We start from the raw sequence: 20069 nt of genomic DNA, 5'->3' as shown, positions 1-20069 counted from the left end.
AAATCTTCATTCCCCAACCATTTTCCCACATTTTTGATGCACTCTTCCTTGTTGAATTCATTTGTCATTTCACGCATACTTTTTAAGTTGCATGCATTTTTCAAAATAACCATCATCAAAAGGACTTCCGTGTCATAGGTGATATAGCTTTGGTGCCTTGGATCGTCAACCTCTTTAAGTAATTTGTTCAAATTTTTAAAAAAGTGATTTTGTGTTTTTAGCAACTCGAATAAATAATTTACCTCTTTTTCCTTTTCACGCTTTTCCTTCCTCGTTACCATAAAAAAATCCCCCCAAATGCCAATATATTAGGTTTTTTACATACCCTTATTATCACATATTTGGCAAAGTTTGGGTGGAATTATCTCGAAGAATTTTTACTCTTCAGGGCTGTCTTAATTTTGGCAGGATTGACACATCTTAAAACTCGGCTAACAATGAATCATCACCGGCCACTAGCTCAACGTTTCATTCTAAAGTATGAAATCCAGCCTTTACCGAAAGAGGAGATTATTTTATATATTAATCACCACCTAAAAATAGCAGGTGCGAAAATGCCGATATTTACTGAATCCGCATTGGAAGCTATTGCATTACGTTCTCAAGGTTGGCCCAGAGTCATTAATACATTAACGATTAACAGCTTGTTATTTGGTTTTCAATTAAAGAAAGAACAAATCGATGAGGAAGTCGTCCGATTGGCCATAGAGGATAGTGGGGTATGAAACGGAGGATTTTCGTTTATAACCATGATGAGTTGGAATGGAGAGTTTGGATTGGGCAACAGGCTTATTGAATTGCGCAGGGATATCATTTTGAACTGCGAATCCAAAATAGATTTAAAGCATTCTTGGAAAAATATTTGGATTGGTTTATTCCTTTAGATCAAGATGTGAAGTTTATCCTTCATCCTAATGAGATATATAAAGTTCGAATTAACATTCAGGATTATATACGTTTAGATGCCACTTTTTAGAGGGGGTTTCTTTTCTATAAAATTCGCTGAAATATTTTGAACTGATTTTTGCACATTCTGAAATAAAGTGAAAAAATAAGCACATTATTTCAGATGATAAGCTGAATTAATTTGAAAATGATAAGCTGAAATAGTGTGCTCGTTTACACCATTCTGAAAATTCTTTAAGGTTTAGTACTCCTTCTTTGTCTGAAACGTAAAATAAGGCATTATTTCTAATAATAGAATAAGACAATCCATTAATTAATATATCTATCCGAAATCTCATTGTCTTAACATCCCAACCGTGCGGAAATTGTTTAATCTCAAATCCCAATGCATAGTATAATGATTTAGTTAGACTTGATTTCCCTACAGTTGTTCCATCACTGGTAATAATATTAGGACCTTTTGAAAATTCAAATTCATTTGCCACCCTATTTTCATAATCTAATATAATTATTTTTTCTATAATCATATTTCCTCACTCATTTCTGCTAATACTTCAATGATAATCGCCTTCTTAGTAAATTCATTCAGATCATTAAATGTTACATCGCAATTGCATTTTTCTAATGCAATATTAATTAATTCTTCTTCCGTCGTACTAAAGATATCAATATTATATAATTGTCTTTTCGCTATTTCCTTTTCGGTTACATATGCATGAATTATTTTCAATTGCTCTTTTTTAATCTTTTTTTCAAAAAAACTGAATATGAAGTTGATGAAAGTATAGAATCAAAAAAATCTAAAGTTGAAGTTAATCTGAAAATTTCCTGTAAATCTTCTTTTAAAATTTTCTTTTTCACGTAATCTTCATCACTCTCAACAACATATTCGCTTTTTTGATCAATAAGGGTAAAAAGTTCATTAATTGCAATTTGTCCTCTTTTGTGACTAACATCTATTTCTTTTAACGCCATTTGACCTAGCAAGGCGGGTATTGCATCTATTAATCTATCCTCAAAAGGAAGTATATAAATATAACTTGCTAATAACTTTTTTTCAAAATCTTCAATATCACTACTTCCCTTTAACGTGTTTAAAATAGTTTGATTTTGTTCATCACTGTATGAGTATAGCGGATCACAGATATTACCTTCAGAATTTAAAAGCATTTTTTTTACATCAGTCTATGCAAACGCTTTAACAAAAATTTTATAATGAGAATTTGTGTTCCCATTACTTAAATTTTTTTTCTAGTATTGATTTTCCGTTCTTACTATTTAATAGTTTATTTAAACTTAACTTTTGACTCTTCACTTGAATATATGCTTCATAACCATTAAATTTAACTTCAAAATCATCTCTTGCTTCAACTAAGATATGAAAATCTGGCTTATTAAAATTTTTAATTGCTATAAAAGTAATAGCAGCCTTTTGAAAGTTGAATCCTTTTATAGCGAACGCACCACCATTTTCAAAATCGGACATATAAACTCCACCTCAGATAGTTATTATATAGCTATCGTAATCTATTGGAATTTTTATATCAATAAAAGTTATACTAAGTATCCCTTTCAATCATTTAACATATCCATTCTTCAAACTTTAGTACCTACAAAACATTAATGTGATTTTATAATTTGGAATATTTAACCACTCTAAACTATTTAGTTTAGAATAAAAAAAGGTAACCATGATTTAATTACTCACAGTTACCGAATTTAATACCTTACAAATTTTATTTCACTAGTATTCTATTGTGTTCCCACACCCCAGATCAATTACCACTGAAACGGTAATGTGGTTTTTCAGCACTTTATTTCTCGTTTTTTCACCTTCTCCCACAAACACGAAATGCTTGTGAAAATGTTTAAAACTAAGGATTTCTATATAGTTTCTCTTTGTAGCAACGATACACACTCCACATGCAACGAGCCGGCTGGTTTGATGTCTTTTACATTGTCGGTAGTCGAAAACAAGTCAAAGGCACTTTTTGCACTATCGGTAGGCGGGAACAAATCAAAATCTTATGAAAAACTTATTATTTCCCAATACTATTGTATACAGCTAATGCATCAGTAATATTATACTGTTCAGAATGGATATCTCCTTTTGCACCAGCTGTAATCAATATATATTCTTGGTTACCCACTTTTGCAAGACTCGCAAGACACAGACCAGCTTCATCGGTATATCCAGTTTTCCCTCCTAAAATTTCTCCTCCAATAATGTTTTGATTGTTGAGTTTTTCAAACATGGTACTATAAAATGTTATCCCTTCAGGGTGCTTATTCGTGGGTTGTGTGGAATGTCGAGACGAAGTAAAAATCTCCCTGAAAGTTTTATTTTTCAAAGCGTAATTTAGAAGAATAGCCAAATCTTTGACTGTTGTGTAATGGCTTTTATTGTGAAGTCCTGTGGTATTTTCAAAATGGGTGTTGTACATCCCTAGTTCTGCTGCCTTTTGATTCATCATCGTTACAAAGTCTTGCTCCGAACCAGCAATCTGATCCGCAAGACCAATACAAGCTTCTGCACCACTTAGAAGCATCACTCCGTATAAAAGGTCAATAGCCCTTACCTTCTCTCCTGGCTGGAAACCGGCCATAGAAGCATTGGCGCTATAAAGACCATTAAAGGTATTATGGGTTAGTTGTATTTCTTTCTGCAAATTTGTCAAATTTTCTATCGCAACAATAGCTGTCATCATTTTAGTTAACGAAGCAGGGTAGATCTTTTCTTCGCTACTTTTTTGCATCAGAATAGTTTGATCTTCTAAACGAATTAGGATCGCATTAGTACTGTTTAGTTTATCGAGAGATATAGAAACAGAGGAATCGGGTTCTATCTCTGACGAGGGAATAGGCGTTGTTTTATCGACATATTCTTTCTCAAACTCATGTTGGTTTCCCGGAGTAATTTTGAATTTGAAAACAAAAGCAAAAACAACAACTATCAATAAAAATATTACAAATTCGCGTATTCCTGACTTTTTCTTTTTTATTTTTCGTACCATAATAAATACCTCCTTATTCTGCGTAAAATTATTTAACCACAGAACAAGAAGCTATGTTGGAATTCAATCTTATGAACTTCTTAAGATTTTCTTAAGACGGAAGCTTTACTGTAAATGTAGTATTTTCCGGGTTGCTTTCTACAGAAATCGTTCCATCGTGAGCTGTGACAATTTCTTGTGCGATTGCCAAACCTAGCCCTGCTCCACCGGTCTTTGAGGAGCGTGCAGCATCTAATCGGTAAAATTTTTCAAAAATAGTATCAATCTTTGTCTGTGGAATTGGATTTCCCTGATTCATAAAAGTTATAACAATATTTTCGTCCTGCTGCCATGCAGAAATATCAATGACACTATTTTCATCGCTATAGGCTATGGCATTTTTCAGAATATTATTGAATACACGGGCTAGTTTGTCTGCATCTCCCCACAGAGTGAGTCCGTCAGGCACATTGACAGATATCTGCTTTCCCTGTGGAGCCAGCATTGGATAGAATTCATCAGCCATTTGCTGGAGCATGAACAGTAAATTGATTTTTTCTTTATTCAAAACAATAGTTTGAAGATTGAATCTTGTGATCTCGAAAAGCTCATTGATAAGCTCTTCTAATCGATAAGCTTTTTCCAAAGTAATACCGACATATTTTGATTTCTGTTCAGGAGGCATATCAGGAGCTTCATCCAGAAGACTTAAGTACCCTATAACGGATGTAAGGGGTGTCTTTATATCATGTGCCAAATAAACGACCAAATCATTTTTGCGCTGTTCGGCATCAAGTGCAGCTTTTTTTTGTTTTTCCAAGTTGTTTTTTATTTGATTAAGCTTATTTTCCATAAAATCCAATTCCGGTGATAATGTAATTTCATCATTGGATTCCTCAACAAGTTTATCCATTCCACTACCTATTTCATCAAAATATTTAGTAAACCACGAAATTGAAAATCTAAGCAAAATAATTAATAAGATGAAGATCACAATAAGTGTAATAAGCTCTTTATTATAAAGAAAAATATACCGATAAATTATTACAGCATCGCTTTCACTCAAATAAAACTTATTCTTTAAAAATTCTACAATACTCTCTCCAATATTGAAATTGTCTTGAATTACATCACGCAAAAAAATAACAGTTGCGATCGTGGCAAAAACAATAAGGAGCACTCTAAAAAATACTTTTCTTTTTAATTTTGTATAATCATTGTTTCTCTTATCTCTGTCACTTTTCAATTTTATAACCAACCCCCCATACCGTTTTGATATATTTAGGATGTTCCGCGCTATCGCCCATTTTTTCTCTTAAATGTCGAATATGAACCATTACCGTATTATTGCTGTTACTAAAGTACTTGTCTCCCCATACCTCGCGAAACAATTCTTCAGAGCTTACCACTCGTCCTCGATTGGAACAAAGAACCCAAAGAATTGAAAACTCCGTAGGTGTAAGCGATAACTTTTTCTCATTCAGCGTACATTCACGAGCATCCATGTCTAACACCAAGCCGGAAAAGGTAATCAAGCGTTCTTCCTGTTTTTGCTCTGGAGAATTATATTTGGTAAATCTTCGGAGCTGCGCCTTTACACGAGCAACTAATTCCAAAGGACGGAATGGTTTAGTGATATAGTCATCGGCACCTAATGTCAGCCCGGTAATCTTATCGATTTCTTCTTCTTTAGCTGTCAGCATAATAATCGGAAAATTATGTTTTTCCCTAATCTTCCGACAGATAGTAAAACCATCAATATCTGGCAGCATAACATCAAGTATCGCAAGCTCCAACTGTTTCGACTCAACACATCGAAACGCATCTTGACCGTTATAAAATTTGTATACTGTAAAACCTTCATTTTTTAGATAAACTTCAATTAGATCTGCTATAGCTTGTTCATCATCAACAACTAAAATACTGGTACCCATAAATTTTATCCCTTCTTTCTACTTGCCAATTTTCTTTTATATCTCTACTGATTTGAAGAAGTCTTTTCAATAACCTTTAAAACACTATATATTTTACTAACCCGATTAAGAAATAAAGTTCCAAGCAAAATCCGGTCCTTTCTTGGTATCCTATTCCATCCATACGTAAACTTTGTACAGATCCTTAACTAAAAAGACTTCACCTTCAATCAAATTTTTAGTTTCTCTGATAGCTTCTTCCATCAGTCATGTTGTCCTCCCTTTTTAATAACAATATCAACAGCATTGTTATAAAGAATATACATACATTACAAACTTTTATCAATTACAAAATAAAAACCGCCAACCAAAAGAATTTATCTCCGGATTAACGACGTCCACAAATCAGTTATTTTGTAAATAGTTCGCAATTGTACAGTATTTCCTTTGTATCAAGCAAGGTAGCTTCTCCTATTCCCACATTATTGACTTTCATAAAGGATTGTACCGCTTGGTATCCCACTGCATAACCAGCAAATGGTGATAAGCCAACCGGTTGATAGCCCTGTTCTTTTGCAATAATGTCACCAAACATATAACTACTAACCTCAGCAAATCCTTTAACATCTAGTGCGTCCTTTATTATTTCTGTTGAATATTCCAAATCCTCTTTGTCAAAAGAAGTAACCCAAGGTCCTAAAAGTTCATCGCCATACAGTTCTTTTGCAAAAGACTCTGCCAACCCCTCTATAATTAAGTAATCACCAACAGTTACGTTTCCATGATCCCAATCAAAATATGAAAAACGGATATTATGATGAAATTCATGTGCAATTACAGCAGGGATTTTCGGAATATTATAGGAATTGGGATAAATGGATACTTGAATAAAACCTGGGATCCCACCGAATCCACAATAACCTTTTTGCAATTCGAGCTTTTCGGGGTCAGCTATATACATTCCAAATCTTAACTCGTCAGCATTTATTTTCAGATTATTATCTTGAATAAATTTAACACATTGCTTCAAAGTGTCATAGGCAGTTTGAAGAGCTTGAATGTCTTTTAACTTCTCTAACGCAATTTTTCCAGTTTCGGTATTTGATATATCAAGGTATCCAAGCATTTTGGTAGCCATTATTACGTCGTATCCATTAGGTTGATTTGCCTTTAAAGGAACGTTCATGATATTCCACATTTGTTTAAATGGTTTCATCATTGAAAATCGATAGAAGTCTTCTCTCTCTTCTTCCATACTAAATAATTCTTCATATTGTTTGATAGTATCTTCAATCACTATTTTCATTGCTGCCACCTTTCTTCTTTTAACATTTTCCGTTGCAAGATTAACGCTTCCTGTTGATTAAATGAAGGGCTATGGATAATCGTTCTAATCTCCTTCAAGGAAAAACCAAGCTCTCTGAAAAATAAATCTTGCTGTAACTTTTCAAGTTCCTCTTCAGAATTAAGCCGATAGCCAGAAGCGGTGGTTTCTTTTAGCGTTAATAATCCAGTCTGATCATAATGATGAAGTGTACGAATACTTGCACCAACCAATTCAGCTGCTTCTTTTACTTTCATACTCATGTCTTGCACCTCCTTCAGTTGCCATTATAAAGTATGACGTAACGTAAAGGTCAATAGTTAAATTCAGAACCTGATTTTGCAGAAAAAACACCCGCCAAAAGAAAGGTTCTCCTAATTCAAGAGTGTTCATCCAAGGTTATTTTCATACAACTATTTAAATACTTGATTTGAAACCAATGGTCAGCTTATCACCAAACACAGTGATCCATGCAATAACCCGCCTTACTAATTGCTCATCATATTCCTCCAACTTGCAGGATTGTTCATTTAGAAAATCTGTCATTTCAGCAATTCGTTGCCTCTGAAATCCTTATATATCAACGAATTCAGGGCCTTATCTCTGCTAAAAAAGGGGGGAAAGTTTAGCGATTGAGTGCATCTATCTTGTTGAATTCTACTTCAGTTATTGAACCTTTTTGGAGCATCTCTCTAAGTAATTTCTCTACCTGGATATAATCATGTGCTTTGCGGGCGCATAAAGTGTACGGGAAATATATCCGCCAATTGAAAGATGGTACCTTGAAACTGAATAAGCAAGCCATACGGAATGAAGAGAAATACGATGGCAAATACTTAATCCGGACATCAGACGATACGTTATCCCTTGAGGATATTGCGTTAGGGTATAAGCAGTTACTTCAAGTCGAAAGCGCTTTTCGAACATTAAAGTCCACATTAAAAATACGGCCGATGTACCATCGGCTAGAGAGACGAATTCGAGCTCATATCATCATTAATTGGCTGGCACTTTTACTTGTCATGTTGATTGAAAATGAAACCGGCTCGAGTTGGGATTTCGTGCGTCGTGAGGTCCAAAGGCTTCAAGTGACGGAGATCTATATCGTACGACGACACCAACCGCCAAACAGAAAGAGATTTTCAATAAAGTAGGCGTGGATTTGCCTCCTGAAATTTTAGAAATCAAACCGAAAAGCTAGTAACACAATAATTATGCCCTTTTTCCCCCTCAAAACCTTGATACACAAATCTTTGAGGGGCATTCGTTTACCTAGCAATTGTCGAACTAGGGTTTAATTTGGAAAAACTATATTATTTCTTTACACTACCCTTGACATCAATACCACGCACTCCACATGGCTCGAGTGGTAATCGCAGACATATGATGTAGCAGTGTTTGCCTATATTTATTATGAATAGAAAATCCTTTTTATCAAATTCTTTAAATATCTATCTTCTGTTTTTATCTTAATCAAATCTCATATATACCCTATCTTTCAAAAAGTTCTTTATATCAGGATGTAGTTTTATTACATAATTATCTATAAATTCTTGTATAAAGGGTGCAATATTATATTGACTGTCCCTTGCTGGTTGAATACCTAATTCTAATGCGTCAACATAGTCACTAGAAGAAATAAGACTTGGCTTTATCAAAATAAGTAAAACAACAAATACCGAAACAATATAACTAAGTTTAAAGGTGATGTCATTAAATATCTTTTCGATAGTTTTGTAATCATAATTTGCGTAATTTAGTTGGGCGTACATTATTCCATTTCCATGAACAAAATTATTTAAATTCTTCCCTATATTGTCCCATGCTTTACGTAGATTATGTTTAATTATTGCTTTATTTATCGATTCATTCTTTATGAGATAGATTAGAATATCTGATATAGTAAGATTTTCTAGTTTATTCTCCATCCATTTGAAGGCATTTCTCTCGTGTACGGTTTCATGTCCCAAACGATATCTATTCACTACTTCTAATAAATATAGAAAAAGAAAAAGATCGTCCCTAAGTTTTCTCATTAATACATTTACATCACTAAAGTGTCCAATCTCAACTAGTTGTCTAATACTTAGCAATGTACTATATGTTGAATCTAATATCTCACTTTGCATTATAAAGACCTTATTTTTATGAAATAAAAAAGCAAAATTCCCATTCCACCATATCAAATCAGTAAAATTGCAAATAAAATTTGCTAGATCTTCTATTTTTAATTTTGTTTCTTCAAAACTAGGATGTGCTATAATGCTTTCGCGTCTACGTTTTAATGAATCTTTATAATATTTCATTTACACCCTCTTATTTCCAAACTTATATTTTTCCAATATTCTATATCCAGTTTTTAAATTCCTTTACTTTTAGTTCTTTTATTTGGATTATCTTCTTTTACCAAATCATTAATTAAACTATTAATATTAACACCAAATCCCATTAAATTAGGTTGTAATATTAGATACTCGTTTAGTTTACTTAAAATTTTTCTTATTAATGATTTCCTTTGTTTTTTATTATTTTTTTCAACAAGCAATTCTTGAATACTAATAATTAATTCATTTACAATGTCACTGAAGTATTTAGATTGTAAAGTTAATTTTTTCAACTCTTCTAAAATCCAAATTACTTCGGTCCGATTTTGAACAGTAGATAATAAATTCTTTGCATAAATTATTAAAAAGTCTATTTTATTTTCAAATGTTAATGTATCATATTCAATACCTTTTAATATTTTTATTGAATTATTAAAGTCTGACTTATGAAAATATATATCGGCAATTAGTATTCTTGTTAGATGTAAATCCTCCAACTTCAAACTCTGATTATAAAATTCAAAGGCTTTTTCAAAGTCATTTAATGAGAAATATACATCTCCTAAATGCGAATAGACCATTGCTTTTCCTGAAACTGTCAAACTATTATCACTTAACATTGATTCAAAATATGTACCTGATCTTTGTTTTAAATGAGTATCTTCCAACAGTTTTCCACCCAGAATGTACACATTACCATATTGATAGAAGTCATAGGATTCTTTTACTTTATCTGAATTGTTATTTGCAATTTCTATCGCTTGTTTTATTATATTTTTTGCTTCGGCAGTATCACCTATAAGTAAAAATTCTATCGACTTTGCTCCTAAATACTTTATCTTTCCAGAAATTTTCGTCTCCATTTTAATTAATCTGTCTATTATTTCTACTTTATTAGAAAAGGGTAATTCATCTCCCATAATATCTAGATACAATTGAAGAAAGTCTAAATCATTAATCTCACTAAATGATATATTTGTTAAATATTTTTTCGCATTAACTAAATTATTATTGTATAAATATTCCCACATAACTTTATAATATAAAATGCGTGTATGCCATTTTCCATTATCGAGTAATTCTTCTAACCTATTTAACATATCAATAAATGGTATTTGTAAGTTTGCTTTACTAATAATAACAATCATCTTTTCAAGTAGTTCCGAAAGTGCTTTTATATCTATATCAAGCAATTTATTTCCATACAGTGGATTTCTAACTAGTAATCCTTCTGTATGTCTTTTTACATTAATCATGTATCTAACTATTTCAGCCTTACAAAATAAAAATGCTTGTTTATAGTCACCTTTTTCGATTTCAGTAGACAAATTTTTTAATGAAGAGATAGTCAATAAATCTTGACAACAAAATTTGAATTCTTTTCCCGATCCACAAAAACATTCCATATTTCCTGTTAGTTTAAATTTATACACCTTTTATCAACTCACACCTAAAGATAATCTTATAAATTATTATTCTAAATTAGAATTTCCTTCTTAAACACAAAATAGAAAGGTTGTGAACAAAATACTTTATTACTACTTTTCAACTTTTATATTTTTCATTAACATTAATTCATTTCATGATATGGGGAATTTTAGTTATTCTCATAATAATTTCCTTATTTATTTTTACGATTTCTACGCCTACTTGCTCTTGCTATCTTTTTCCTTCTTTTTTTGTTTACTGTTTTATATGTACTCTTTTGTTTCAGAGGTTTTTTTATAATACCTAATTTAGTAAAATACATTTCATCAAATATATCTGAATACTCGTGATTCACAATAATCTTATCCGCCTTTATTAATTGATCAATATTTGGTTTACTCATAAATAATCCGAATATATCTAACTCATCAAAGGCTATAAATTTTTCTTGAAATCTACTCCTAAAATCAAGGTAATCATTCAGTATATTCGGTGATAATTTTTTAAACTCTAAGTACTCAACAATAGATTCTAGGTCGAATATATTAACAGCATAAGGAAATCTATCACTTTTTTCTTTCTCTAAGAGATATGATAAGTTAGAGGCTATCACCCCAAAGTTTTCTGCCGTTACACAAATAATATAGATGTCATTAATTTCTTTTGAATTAATCGTTGTAATTAATTGTCCAGATTGATTGTATAAATTTGTTACTTCTTGGCCAATAATTAAATCATATAATCTCTTTGCCTGATCATATGCTTTTTGAATACCACCATCACTTTTGAAATCCCTTTTTATACGTTCATAGGCTTTATCAGGATTTCTGAATGGTTCTTTAAATTTTGAAGCTTTAACTTCAATTATATATATAGTACCTTTATTAGTTTTTATTAATAAATCATGTTCATTTTGAGAATCGGGTCTTTCATATATAGATGAAAAGTACTCTGCATTTTTCCCTAGTAACCGTTTAAAAATTTCTAATGTCTTTTCTTCTGATTTTCTATCTCTATTTCTAAAAAAGGACGTTCTACGATTACTTTCTTCTATAGCATTAAAAAATTGATTTTCAAAAGCATGTAAGATTTGTTTTGAAATTGGGATATAATATTCATTTTCATGTTTAATTATAGGTTTATTATCAAAAGGTCCACTTTCAGTATAATAATAAAATTCTCTTTCTTCTCTTCCTACAGAAAAATGATTCAAAAAACTCATAACTTTTTCGTGTGTAAATTTTTCTTCAAATTTATTAAGATTTATTTTGAAAAAAATTGTTGTAAAAGGATTCTCTAAGTTATCTAGCGGAAAAACTTCTCTAGTTTTTTGCATAGCAAGATCAGAATTCATTTTTTCATTTTTTATTAGTTTATTAAAATACTTATATGCGGGTAATAATTTCTCAAAAAAATTCTCTGTTCCATTTTGATAATCATCAAGTTGTTTCTGAAGTATTTTCACTAAATATTTATACATATCAATAAATTCATTTACTGTGCATCCAAATTTATCAATGATTACAGAATCATAAGGAGAGGCCCATTGTTGAATTCTATCAATAAGTTGTTCTTCATACGGTAATGAATGTGTATTGAAATAATTCATAAAAACTGGCATAGCTAATTCACGATGTTTGTACCAAGAATCTGAAACTTCTTCATTATCATCAGGAAAGAAAATTAATCCATAAATTTGAGCAATCTCATTTAATAGCTTTTTTATTTCCTCATAAGTTGTTTCAAAATCTACACTTGTATTTGTTTCTGTTTGTGGATTGCTAAGTAGCAGGTTCAACAAATAAATATATTGCTTAAAAGGGGATATTAATTTTGTTGTGTCAAACACATCTTTACCATCATAATGGAGCTGAAACTCAACACAAACCATGCCAATTACATCTAGTGTATCAACTTGTTTTATTAACCCAATTAATTTATCTGTTTTTTCAGTTAATATATTATTGATATCCATAAAATCACCTCTTTTGTTCGGGTTAATCATTTCACCCTCAACTGTTCTTAATTTTGACTAATAATCTTCTCACTCAAGAAATTTTGATACTTGATTTTAAACTTTGCTATGGTTTCTTCTAGTGTTTATACCCACTTGGTCTTTCAATAAATTTTCTGGTTAATTTATTTGCTTTATAGTACGCTAGCTATCTAAATGTGCTTTTACAATAATTTTATAGCAATTCACAAGTTTTTCCAATATCCCACTAATCTTTCAGTTTTTTTAGTAATTTGATAAAAGATATCAATGTTACTACTACTTGTAAGTCTGATATTAAAAAATTGTATTATTTCACAAATTAACAGATATATTATAAAAAGGCTCAAGTTAAGAAATACTTATTATAGGAAAGTATGCATTTCTATCCAAGAAGTGATGATCAACATTGAATCCATTATTTTAGGGACAGAATACTAAATATCTTGGCATATATCTAATATAAGTTGCTACAAAAATAGAATTTCAAAAAAGTAAAAGGGTGTGAACGAGTTGGAAGGGTCAGAAAGAAAACTTTCACATAATAAAATACCTTTACCTGAACATCTACACTGGAAATTAGCAACAATCGTTGAAGTTATAGAATATTGGAGAGTCATTCATAATCTGCTAAGTCGCGGACATCAACCAGAAACGATAAAAGCATTATATCCCACAATAGATGATGATTATTTTAAATTAATTACCGATTATTTTAAACAATACGGAGCTATTGATGTCGAAACAGTATTTAATTCCATTTTGACAGATTACCGTAAAAATGAACTTCGAATTATTTTGGAAAGAATGATTAGCCTTAATGATTTTACTTTTGAAGATATAAATTCTATTATTCCTGATAAATTTCAAAAAGATTTGCTTTCTCCTGATAAATGGTTATTGTAAAAAGTCAGAGTCAACTCTTTTAAGGATTTCATAGAGAATAGGGAATAGAAATAAGTAATTTTTTAATTCCCTCTTAAAATCCTTAATTCTGAAGCTATAATGATTTCTGATTAACCGATTTGTTCAAAAGTAACCATAATAAGCGAAAACCGCGGTTACATGATGTTATCATCATGTGCCGCGTTTTTTATTGGAGGGATGATCTATAAGCAAACTAGAAACAGAAAATCAATTTCTTAACAAGATATTAAAAAGCTGTGAAAAGGTTGGAATCTCTAAAACGGTCATTGAACGTTTTATCTTGTTCTATGGAAAGGAGGTTCAAAATTACAATGTCAAACCTGCTCGATCTACTGAAAGAGTTAGAGGTTCCCGTTAAGATAAAAGTGTTCATTGAATCACCGAAACAAACAAATTACGAATATCAATTGCAAATGGACTTAGAGTTAGATAAAGACAATGAGTAGTTTAAAAAACTTTCCTCCCGTCAATCCTTTTAATAAAGGCTTTGACGGGAGGAGTATTTATGTCTCGAAAAGATATAGTAAAAGTTTCATTTAATGAAGATTTACAAGAGGAATCTTATTACTTTATGAAAAGGCTAGTTGAAAAGGTTTTAATTGATCAACTCGATTTAAAACCTAAAATGAAGGGATTCCTACTTGAAGAAAGTAATAAAATTGTAGAAAAGGAGTAGATTCTCATGCAGCCAGATCAATATTATGAACCCGATAAATACTATGAAGATTTTATTGCGGTTTATAGCAGGGTAAGTACAGCTCAGCAGGACATTCAAAAGCAGATTCTACTTGCTGAATCTTATATTCATAATAATCGGATTGATTTAGATAAAGTGATTTGGTTAAAAGATGATAATGTTTCAGCGAATAAATTAGCCATTGAGGATCGGCCAGATTTACAAAAGTTACGATTACTTATTCAACAGAAAAAAGTAAAAACAGTCATTGTATACAGTCGTGATCGTTTAGCGCGAAATTTTTATGAATACGTTGCAATAGTTAAAGAGTTTTATAAATACGGAATCAAGGTGATTTTTACATCAACAAAACAACCACCGTTCTCTCCTAAACTGTCGATCGAAGCACTATATGGGATTTTCGCACAAGTCGAGGGCAAGAATATTTCCGGTAGAAGAAAGGATACTATGAAACAATTTCCTTCTTCTATATTTGGATATAAACGGATTGGAAAAAGAAAGGATGTTAAGTATATCCCGAATCCAGAAGTGGTTAATGAATTAAAATCTTTTTTCTATGAAGTGGCTGAAACCAATGAAGCAGATGATTTGTTCAATATTATAATGAAATACAAAAAGATATTAAAAAACAAAAGGTACGAGGATTTATTAAGATACCTAGAAAACCCTTTTTATTCAGGACATATGCGGACTTCGTACGGTTATGAAGTTCTCCACCATGTAGAACCTATTATCTCCTTAGAAGAACATCAAAAAATTCAAGATGTGCTAAAAAGATTGAAAGATGAAGTATTTCAAGCCATAACCAATGCAAAGAACAGAGGATACATTACTCCACAGTGTATATTTTGCAAAAAAGACATGACTTTTAAAACTTCAAAACTGGGAGAAAGCAGTTACTATATCTGTAAAAGAAAACATGAGGAAATCAAAATTACAGTGGAACAATTGAATGAGACTATTCAATCTAAACTTTCAATTATTGTAAAACATATCCCAGTTGACACAATCAAAAGCTTTGTATTTTCCCATTTATCTAGAATCGAAAAGGATTATAGTCATGAGATCATTAACTTAAATCGAAGGTTAAGCTCAATTCATTCTACTATAGTAGAAAAATATGCATCAAAGAAGAACATCGATTCACTCATTATTGAGTCAAAGGATATAAAAAATAATATCAATCATTTCCATATTGAATTAGCTAAAATTGCTGAAGCACGAAATTCGGTAAATGATCTTGTCAAAACCATTAAGCAGAACTTAGAATTGGAAATTCAAAACTACAATTTATACTATTTATGCCATCTATTCCTTGAAAAAGTAGAAATCGGCCCGGATACATTTATTTATCATGTTCCCTTTGGAGAATTTTTGAAAGTTGGTGAGCCGTATGCACTTTATGCATAAATACACTTACTTAATAAATGGGATTTACTTATTGACAGAAACACCTAGACCGAATCTTCAACAGGTAAATTTACCTTTTAATATTTTTAAAGATTCTATTCCTTTAGCAACATCGTATATTCGCTGGTCTGATGATGGACAAACATTCGGCCATTCTTTGCATATCCAAGAATCCGAAATTGTTGCTAGAGCAAAAAAAGAAGGTTTTAAAATTGTTGTATCATTTATCGAGGAAGCAAAATCCGCTTATCATATTCCTGCACAAAGAAGGATCCAAATGCAAAATATGAAGAATTTTATTTTAAATAACGAAAATGTAAGTGCCGTTATTTTCTACGAAGAATCACGAGTTACAAGGCTAATTGAGGACTTTGTATTATATGTACTCGGACCAATTAAAGAAGTTCGCCCAAATTTTAAAGTGTACTCTTCGAAAATAGAAGGGGAGTGGGACGAAAACAATCCTTATGTTCAAGCTAGATTGTCCTTTGCCCATGAAGAATCGGTAGAGAAATCACGGAGAGCATATGATTACCACACGTCTGTGGTAAATTCATCAACCCCTGAACGTCCCGGTTCCAGAAATCCTTATGGTTATTCACTAACCACAAAGGACAATACGATTGAAACCGATGAAAATAAAAGTATTGTCATTCTTATCTTTTATTTATACAGTTACGGTTATAGCGATCGAAAAATCGCAAATTTATTAAATGAAGCGGAAATTCCACCACCAAGCATGGATGCAAAAGGCTGGAGTGATTCAACCGTACGATATATTTTAAACAATCGATGGTATATTGGTGACTTAGCATGGTTTACCCGCACCAGTTTTGAGAATAGTAAAAAGAAACCGGAAGAAGAAATTTTTCTATTTAAAAATCATCATGAACCTTTAATCGGGGCTAACTTGTGGAATACCACACAATTTTTTAGAAATTATAAACAAAACAAAAATCACATGGATAGTCCCTTTATATTACGGGATTTAATTTACTGCAACGATTGTAAAGAAAAGTTAATAACAAAGAATTCAACTCCCGCAAAACCCAAGAAAAAATATATGTATTACTGTTGCCCTTCGTGTAAAAAGAAAATATCAACTGATAAAATTCATGAAAGTATATTTGCTGATTTTTCATTAAGATGGGGCAGGGAATTGAAATATTATGAAAAGCAAACAGAAAAAATCTTAAATCGATGGAAAAAAGGGCTAGAACAAAAAATCAATGGCTTGAACGAAAAACTTGAAAAACTAAAATATCATTTATTAACACTTGATAAAAATAATGAGCATTATCAGGAGTTAAAGGAAATCTTTGAAATGCAAATACACTCTACTTCAAAAGAATTACAGGAATACCATAATACAGGAGAACAGATTGACCTTTTGTCAAAAGATGAAATGCAATCCGAATTAATCGGTCGTTTTAAACAAGATATTCATAGTTATTCAAATGAAGAAAAACGTGCTATCTTCCTTTTGGCAATCGAAAAGGTAGGAATTAACTTTTCGAAAGATAACCATATTAGAATCGATTACCGGCTCACACCATATGTGGAAATCGAAGACCTAATGAAGCAGATAGACATCGAAATTGCGTAAACTGTTGTTCAAATAATTTGGACAACAGTTTTTTCCTTAATTAAACTAAAAATTCCAGCAAAAGATTATGTCATTTATATTCTCTTAATCTTTTCAATTAATTCTTTTCGTTCTTCCAAAGGAAGTGTTTTAATTGTGATTAACAGAGCGTCAATGGTTAACCATTTGCTTTCCTTTTTCAAAAATAACCGAATTCTTTCTTTTAAAGAATCTGTTACTTCTGTTTCATTCATCCCTGCTTCAATAAATAGTTGCACAATTTCATCTACTACTTCAGGAGTAATTTGCTTTTCTCGCTCTTGCAACTCTTCTTCGATTTCCGACCAATAATCTCTTAAAAATTGTTCCCACTGGTCATCCTCCAAGTAAAATAAATCTATATAATAATTCTGGTAAGTAATCTCTCCATCCTTTTCATAGAAATTTCTTTTACCAAAGTTATTATTTTGCTGGGAATATAAAGCTTGTAGATTTTGAACTAACTGATTAAATCGCAAATCCGGTTGCTGCTCCCATATTTTGAACAACAGAGTTAAAATCCTTGGAATCCTCTTCGGATCTCTCACTTTCATATCCCTCCAATACAAAAAAATATCTGCTTACTTTACCGAATAATTTATCTTATCACTGCTTACTTTACCGAGTAATTCACCGGTTAGCTTATTGAGTAAAATTCAAGAACTGGTTAAACCCTTTGATATCAAGGGATTCTTGATAATAACATTCGGTAAAGCAAGCATCGAAGGATACTTCGATGAGTACTTTACCGAAAATCAATATTTTAAAATGCTTACATTACCGAAAATTAAATTACAATTTAATTTTTTCATTTACCCTATTAGGGATTATAGAAATGTATTCTTCTTTTTTTTAAAGCTTTAAAAAAGTTTATTTCATTAATTTTATTTTCTAATCTTTGATAACCATACCATTTATGATAGACCCACTCATATATAATTAACCAATGTTCACTCCTCAAATTATAATTTGTTAGAGTATTAAGTAAGTTATCTAAAGTTAACTTTACCTTTTTAGAATTATTTTTTTTGTGTTTATGAGCATAATCAATTAACATAATTCGAAGTAAATCATCATGTGTTTTTTCAAATAAATTAACTAATTCATTAACGTTTAATTTGACATTTAATTTAGTTAATATCCATAATAACCACTCAGCTTCATTATCTAATCCATTTTCAACGCTCGTTTCTAGGTTAATCTTTAATTCATTTATAAATTCTTTACTTACCAAATCTTTATGGTTAATGATCAATTTAATTATGTATGGGGCTAAAGAAGGTTTCACCAATAAATGTCCAATTAAAAATGATTCTATTTCTTTCCAAGCTGATGAAAAATCTTCATTCTTTAATTGCTTATACAAATATTTATAGGCCCCTTTTTCTCCTATTTCATATAACTCATCAGCTTTAAAAAATATTAACATTGCATCTTGAACTTTTTTACTCTTTCTGAATTTATTTATTTGATTTTTAAATTCAAATTTCAAATCTGTATTATGATGATACGGGTATTCTATAAACTGAGTTTTACTTTCATTAATTTTTAAACGATATTTTTCAAAAATCTTTCTTAATTTATTTTTAATATAGTTAAAATCAGCTTCATTCCTAAAATAAAATTCATAGTCATCAACATAATGTAAAAATTTGAAATCCACATCATCAATTAATTGCTCAATTTCTTCATCAACCTTATTTAGTAGTAACTCGGATAGTATCCTAGAGGAAAATGGACCTGTTGGTATCCCAGATGTTTCCCTATTATTTGTATTTCTTACAAGAAGATCCAATTTCTCTCCTAAATTATTTTTATAAGTTTTATGTAAAGAATTTTCTTTAGCTGCTTCTTTTCCAATGATTGCCCATTCAAGAGTATGTGTATAAATACTGTCGTAAAAATTTGCTAAGTCTAATTTACAAACGTATTTATATCCCATTGAATCCTTTACTTTTTTCACCAAATTTTGTATATAATCTGAACCCAGATTATGCTTTTCTTTAAAATTTGGTATATCAAAAAAGTCTAGTTCTTCATACTTTAATACTCTATTCTTAAAAGGATTTGAAAGCGTATGCTCATTATTTTCTAAAATACCTCTTATTTCTTCGGCATTACTAATTATATAATCAAATAATTTCAGCTGTTGTTCAGGATTAGGGATTTTAATAGTCCTTCTAAAACTATCATTTTTAGAAATAGTTAATGACAATGGTTCACTAAAAGTTGACTCAGCTGATGTTTTTAAAGAATGGTAATGTTGGTAAAATAAATCTGAATTAAAACAAGAAGGTATGTGTTCGGAGAAATAACCATATTTAATCAATTGCTCTTCTATACCTATATCTATTCTAACCAATATATCCAACCTCTCCTCAATGACAAGTTGAAAAAGGCACCTTTTATAGGTTATCAAAGGTGCCTTTCTTAGCTGTTTCTATGCCCCAGCAATATCTTCCGCATTTCGATTGATCTCATCAATAATGCCAATGATTTTTCTTGCATCATCCATATTGTCCTTGAATAG

21 protein-coding genes and 4 pseudogenes are annotated in these 20069 nt (G+C 31.0%); 7 read left to right on the top strand and 18 right to left on the bottom strand.

The window, feature by feature from the left end; all coding sequences use genetic code 11:
- A pseudogene (locus BT1A1_RS03425) lies at nt 1-281 on the bottom strand (transposase); the annotation flags it as partial.
- Nucleotides 282-401: 120 nt separating this feature from the next.
- Here BT1A1_RS03425 and BT1A1_RS03420 point away from each other — a divergent pair.
- Nucleotides 402-725 (top strand): hypothetical protein, encoded by a 324-nt coding sequence (locus tag BT1A1_RS03420; RefSeq protein WP_156103162.1) that lies wholly within the window; start codon nt 402-404, stop codon nt 723-725.
- Between the two features lie 357 nt (nt 726-1082).
- Here BT1A1_RS03420 and BT1A1_RS03415 read toward each other — a convergent pair whose 3' ends face one another.
- From BT1A1_RS03415 to BT1A1_RS19565, 12 genes and pseudogenes are all read right to left on the bottom strand, one after another.
- Nucleotides 1083-1433: a hypothetical protein gene (locus tag BT1A1_RS03415; RefSeq protein ID WP_034768132.1), complete on the bottom strand. Its 351-nt coding sequence runs from the start codon at nt 1431-1433 to the stop codon at nt 1083-1085.
- A complete protein-coding gene (locus BT1A1_RS03410) occupies nt 1430-1636 on the bottom strand; it encodes a hypothetical protein (protein ID WP_034768130.1) in 207 nt (68 codons plus the stop codon). Before BT1A1_RS03410 ends, BT1A1_RS03415 begins: the two co-directional genes overlap by 4 nt.
- The gene (locus BT1A1_RS03405) at nt 1633-2076 is read right to left on the bottom strand and encodes a hypothetical protein (protein ID WP_034768128.1); all 444 of its coding nucleotides are present in this window, start codon (nt 2074-2076) and stop codon (nt 1633-1635) included. Before BT1A1_RS03405 ends, BT1A1_RS03410 begins: the two co-directional genes overlap by 4 nt.
- Nucleotides 2077-2140: 64 nt before the next feature.
- Complete coding sequence (locus tag BT1A1_RS03400) at nt 2141-2392, bottom strand: dsDNA nuclease domain-containing protein (protein WP_034768127.1); 252 nt, start codon at nt 2390-2392, stop codon at nt 2141-2143.
- Nucleotides 2393-2945: 553 nt separating this feature from the next.
- On the bottom strand, nt 2946-3920 hold the full coding sequence (locus BT1A1_RS03395; RefSeq protein WP_034768126.1) for a D-alanyl-D-alanine carboxypeptidase family protein: 975 nt from the start codon (nt 3918-3920) through the stop codon (nt 2946-2948).
- 91 nt (nt 3921-4011) lie between these two features.
- A complete protein-coding gene (vanS, locus tag BT1A1_RS03390) occupies nt 4012-5157 on the bottom strand; it encodes a vancomycin resistance histidine kinase VanS (RefSeq protein WP_072012639.1) in 1146 nt (381 codons plus the stop codon).
- A complete protein-coding gene (gene vanR, locus BT1A1_RS03385; RefSeq protein WP_034768124.1) occupies nt 5135-5833 on the bottom strand; it encodes a VanR-ABDEGLN family response regulator transcription factor in 699 nt (232 codons plus the stop codon). Before vanR ends, vanS begins: the two co-directional genes overlap by 23 nt.
- A gap of 44 nt (nt 5834-5877) precedes the next feature.
- Nucleotides 5878-6076 (bottom strand): annotated as a pseudogene (locus BT1A1_RS03380) (DUF1413 domain-containing protein).
- Nucleotides 6077-6221: 145 nt separating this feature from the next.
- Nucleotides 6222-7118, bottom strand: a complete 897-nt coding sequence (locus BT1A1_RS03375; protein WP_034768122.1) for a DUF2268 domain-containing putative Zn-dependent protease — start codon at nt 7116-7118, stop codon at nt 6222-6224.
- Between the two features lie 8 nt (nt 7119-7126).
- A pseudogene (locus BT1A1_RS03370) lies at nt 7127-7399 on the bottom strand (MerR family transcriptional regulator); the annotation flags it as partial.
- 154 nt (nt 7400-7553) lie between these two features.
- Entirely contained in the window at nt 7554-7682 is a 129-nt protein-coding gene (locus BT1A1_RS18475) for an integrase (protein ID WP_072012638.1), read from the bottom strand.
- A gap of 79 nt (nt 7683-7761) precedes the next feature.
- Nucleotides 7762-7824 carry an SHOCT domain-containing protein gene (locus BT1A1_RS19565; RefSeq protein WP_311315803.1) on the bottom strand — a complete coding sequence of 21 codons (63 nt, stop codon included), beginning with the start codon at nt 7822-7824 and terminating at the stop codon, nt 7762-7764.
- A 31-nt stretch (nt 7825-7855) separates the two neighbouring features.
- Between BT1A1_RS19565 and BT1A1_RS03365 the strand changes: the two are divergent.
- Nucleotides 7856-8337 (top strand): annotated as a pseudogene (locus BT1A1_RS03365) (IS1634 family transposase); the annotation flags it as partial.
- A 268-nt stretch (nt 8338-8605) separates the two neighbouring features.
- Here the strand turns inward: BT1A1_RS03365 and BT1A1_RS03360 are convergent.
- From BT1A1_RS03360 to BT1A1_RS03350, 3 genes are all read right to left on the bottom strand, one after another.
- A complete protein-coding gene (locus BT1A1_RS03360; protein ID WP_034768120.1) occupies nt 8606-9442 on the bottom strand; it encodes a hypothetical protein in 837 nt (278 codons plus the stop codon).
- A gap of 53 nt (nt 9443-9495) precedes the next feature.
- On the bottom strand, nt 9496-10893 hold the full coding sequence (locus BT1A1_RS03355; RefSeq protein WP_034768119.1) for a tetratricopeptide repeat protein: 1398 nt from the start codon (nt 10891-10893) through the stop codon (nt 9496-9498).
- A 188-nt stretch (nt 10894-11081) separates the two neighbouring features.
- Entirely contained in the window at nt 11082-12863 is a 1782-nt protein-coding gene (locus BT1A1_RS03350) for a hypothetical protein (protein WP_034768118.1), read from the bottom strand.
- A gap of 531 nt (nt 12864-13394) precedes the next feature.
- Between BT1A1_RS03350 and BT1A1_RS03345 the strand changes: the two genes are divergently transcribed.
- From BT1A1_RS03345 to BT1A1_RS03335, 5 genes are all read left to right on the top strand, one after another.
- Entirely contained in the window at nt 13395-13787 is a 393-nt protein-coding gene (locus BT1A1_RS03345; RefSeq protein ID WP_034768117.1) for a hypothetical protein, read from the top strand.
- Nucleotides 13788-14119: 332 nt separating this feature from the next.
- Entirely contained in the window at nt 14120-14254 is a 135-nt protein-coding gene (locus BT1A1_RS19435) for a hypothetical protein (RefSeq protein ID WP_269147481.1), read from the top strand.
- Nucleotides 14255-14313: 59 nt separating this feature from the next.
- Complete coding sequence (locus tag BT1A1_RS18465; RefSeq protein WP_156103161.1) at nt 14314-14484, top strand: hypothetical protein; 171 nt, start codon at nt 14314-14316, stop codon at nt 14482-14484.
- Between the two features lie 6 nt (nt 14485-14490).
- On the top strand, nt 14491-15915 hold the full coding sequence (locus BT1A1_RS03340; protein WP_034768115.1) for a recombinase family protein: 1425 nt from the start codon (nt 14491-14493) through the stop codon (nt 15913-15915).
- The gene (locus BT1A1_RS03335; protein WP_034768113.1) at nt 15899-17521 is read left to right on the top strand and encodes a recombinase family protein; all 1623 of its coding nucleotides are present in this window, start codon (nt 15899-15901) and stop codon (nt 17519-17521) included. Before BT1A1_RS03340 ends, BT1A1_RS03335 begins: the two co-directional genes overlap by 17 nt.
- Nucleotides 17522-17595: 74 nt before the next feature.
- Here BT1A1_RS03335 and BT1A1_RS19020 read toward each other — a convergent pair whose 3' ends face one another.
- Nucleotides 17596-18087, bottom strand: a complete 492-nt coding sequence (locus tag BT1A1_RS19020) for a hypothetical protein (protein ID WP_034768112.1) — start codon at nt 18085-18087, stop codon at nt 17596-17598.
- A 272-nt stretch (nt 18088-18359) separates the two neighbouring features.
- Nucleotides 18360-19901, bottom strand: coding sequence for an RNA-directed DNA polymerase (locus BT1A1_RS03325; RefSeq protein WP_034768111.1), 1542 nt, complete (start codon nt 19899-19901; stop codon nt 18360-18362).
- Nucleotides 19902-20069 lie beyond the last annotated feature (168 nt).

Origin of the sequence: Caldibacillus thermoamylovorans (genome assembly GCF_000751775.1) — a bacterium.
Classification (GTDB): Bacteria; Bacillota; Bacilli; order Bacillales; family Caldibacillaceae; genus Caldifermentibacillus; species Caldifermentibacillus hisashii.
This window is presented reverse-complemented; position numbering and strand designations above follow the sequence as displayed.

Bases quoted from the DNA above. Each gene is read 5' to 3' on its own strand.
- BT1A1_RS03415 (WP_034768132.1), bottom strand. From the start codon at position 1,433: ATGATTATAGAAAAAATAATTATATTAGATTATGAAAATAGGGTGGCA.
- BT1A1_RS03405 (WP_034768128.1), bottom strand. From the start codon at position 2,076: ATGCTTTTAAATTCTGAAGGTAATATCTGTGATCCGCTATACTCATAC.
- BT1A1_RS03400 (WP_034768127.1), bottom strand. From the start codon at position 2,392: ATGTCCGATTTTGAAAATGGTGGTGCGTTCGCTATAAAAGGATTCAAC.
- BT1A1_RS03395 (WP_034768126.1), bottom strand. From the start codon at position 3,920: ATGGTACGAAAAATAAAAAAGAAAAAGTCAGGAATACGCGAATTTGTA.
- vanR (WP_034768124.1), bottom strand. From the start codon at position 5,833: ATGGGTACCAGTATTTTAGTTGTTGATGATGAACAAGCTATAGCAGAT.
- BT1A1_RS03375 (WP_034768122.1), bottom strand. From the start codon at position 7,118: ATGAAAATAGTGATTGAAGATACTATCAAACAATATGAAGAATTATTT.
- BT1A1_RS18475 (WP_072012638.1), bottom strand. From the start codon at position 7,682: ATGACAGATTTTCTAAATGAACAATCCTGCAAGTTGGAGGAATATGAT.
- BT1A1_RS03360 (WP_034768120.1), bottom strand. From the start codon at position 9,442: ATGAAATATTATAAAGATTCATTAAAACGTAGACGCGAAAGCATTATA.
- BT1A1_RS03350 (WP_034768118.1), bottom strand. From the start codon at position 12,863: ATGGATATCAATAATATATTAACTGAAAAAACAGATAAATTAATTGGG.
- BT1A1_RS19435 (WP_269147481.1), top strand. From the start codon at position 14,120: ATGTCAAACCTGCTCGATCTACTGAAAGAGTTAGAGGTTCCCGTTAAG.
- BT1A1_RS18465 (WP_156103161.1), top strand. From the start codon at position 14,314: ATGTCTCGAAAAGATATAGTAAAAGTTTCATTTAATGAAGATTTACAA.
- BT1A1_RS03340 (WP_034768115.1), top strand. From the start codon at position 14,491: ATGCAGCCAGATCAATATTATGAACCCGATAAATACTATGAAGATTTT.
- BT1A1_RS03335 (WP_034768113.1), top strand. From the start codon at position 15,899: ATGCACTTTATGCATAAATACACTTACTTAATAAATGGGATTTACTTA.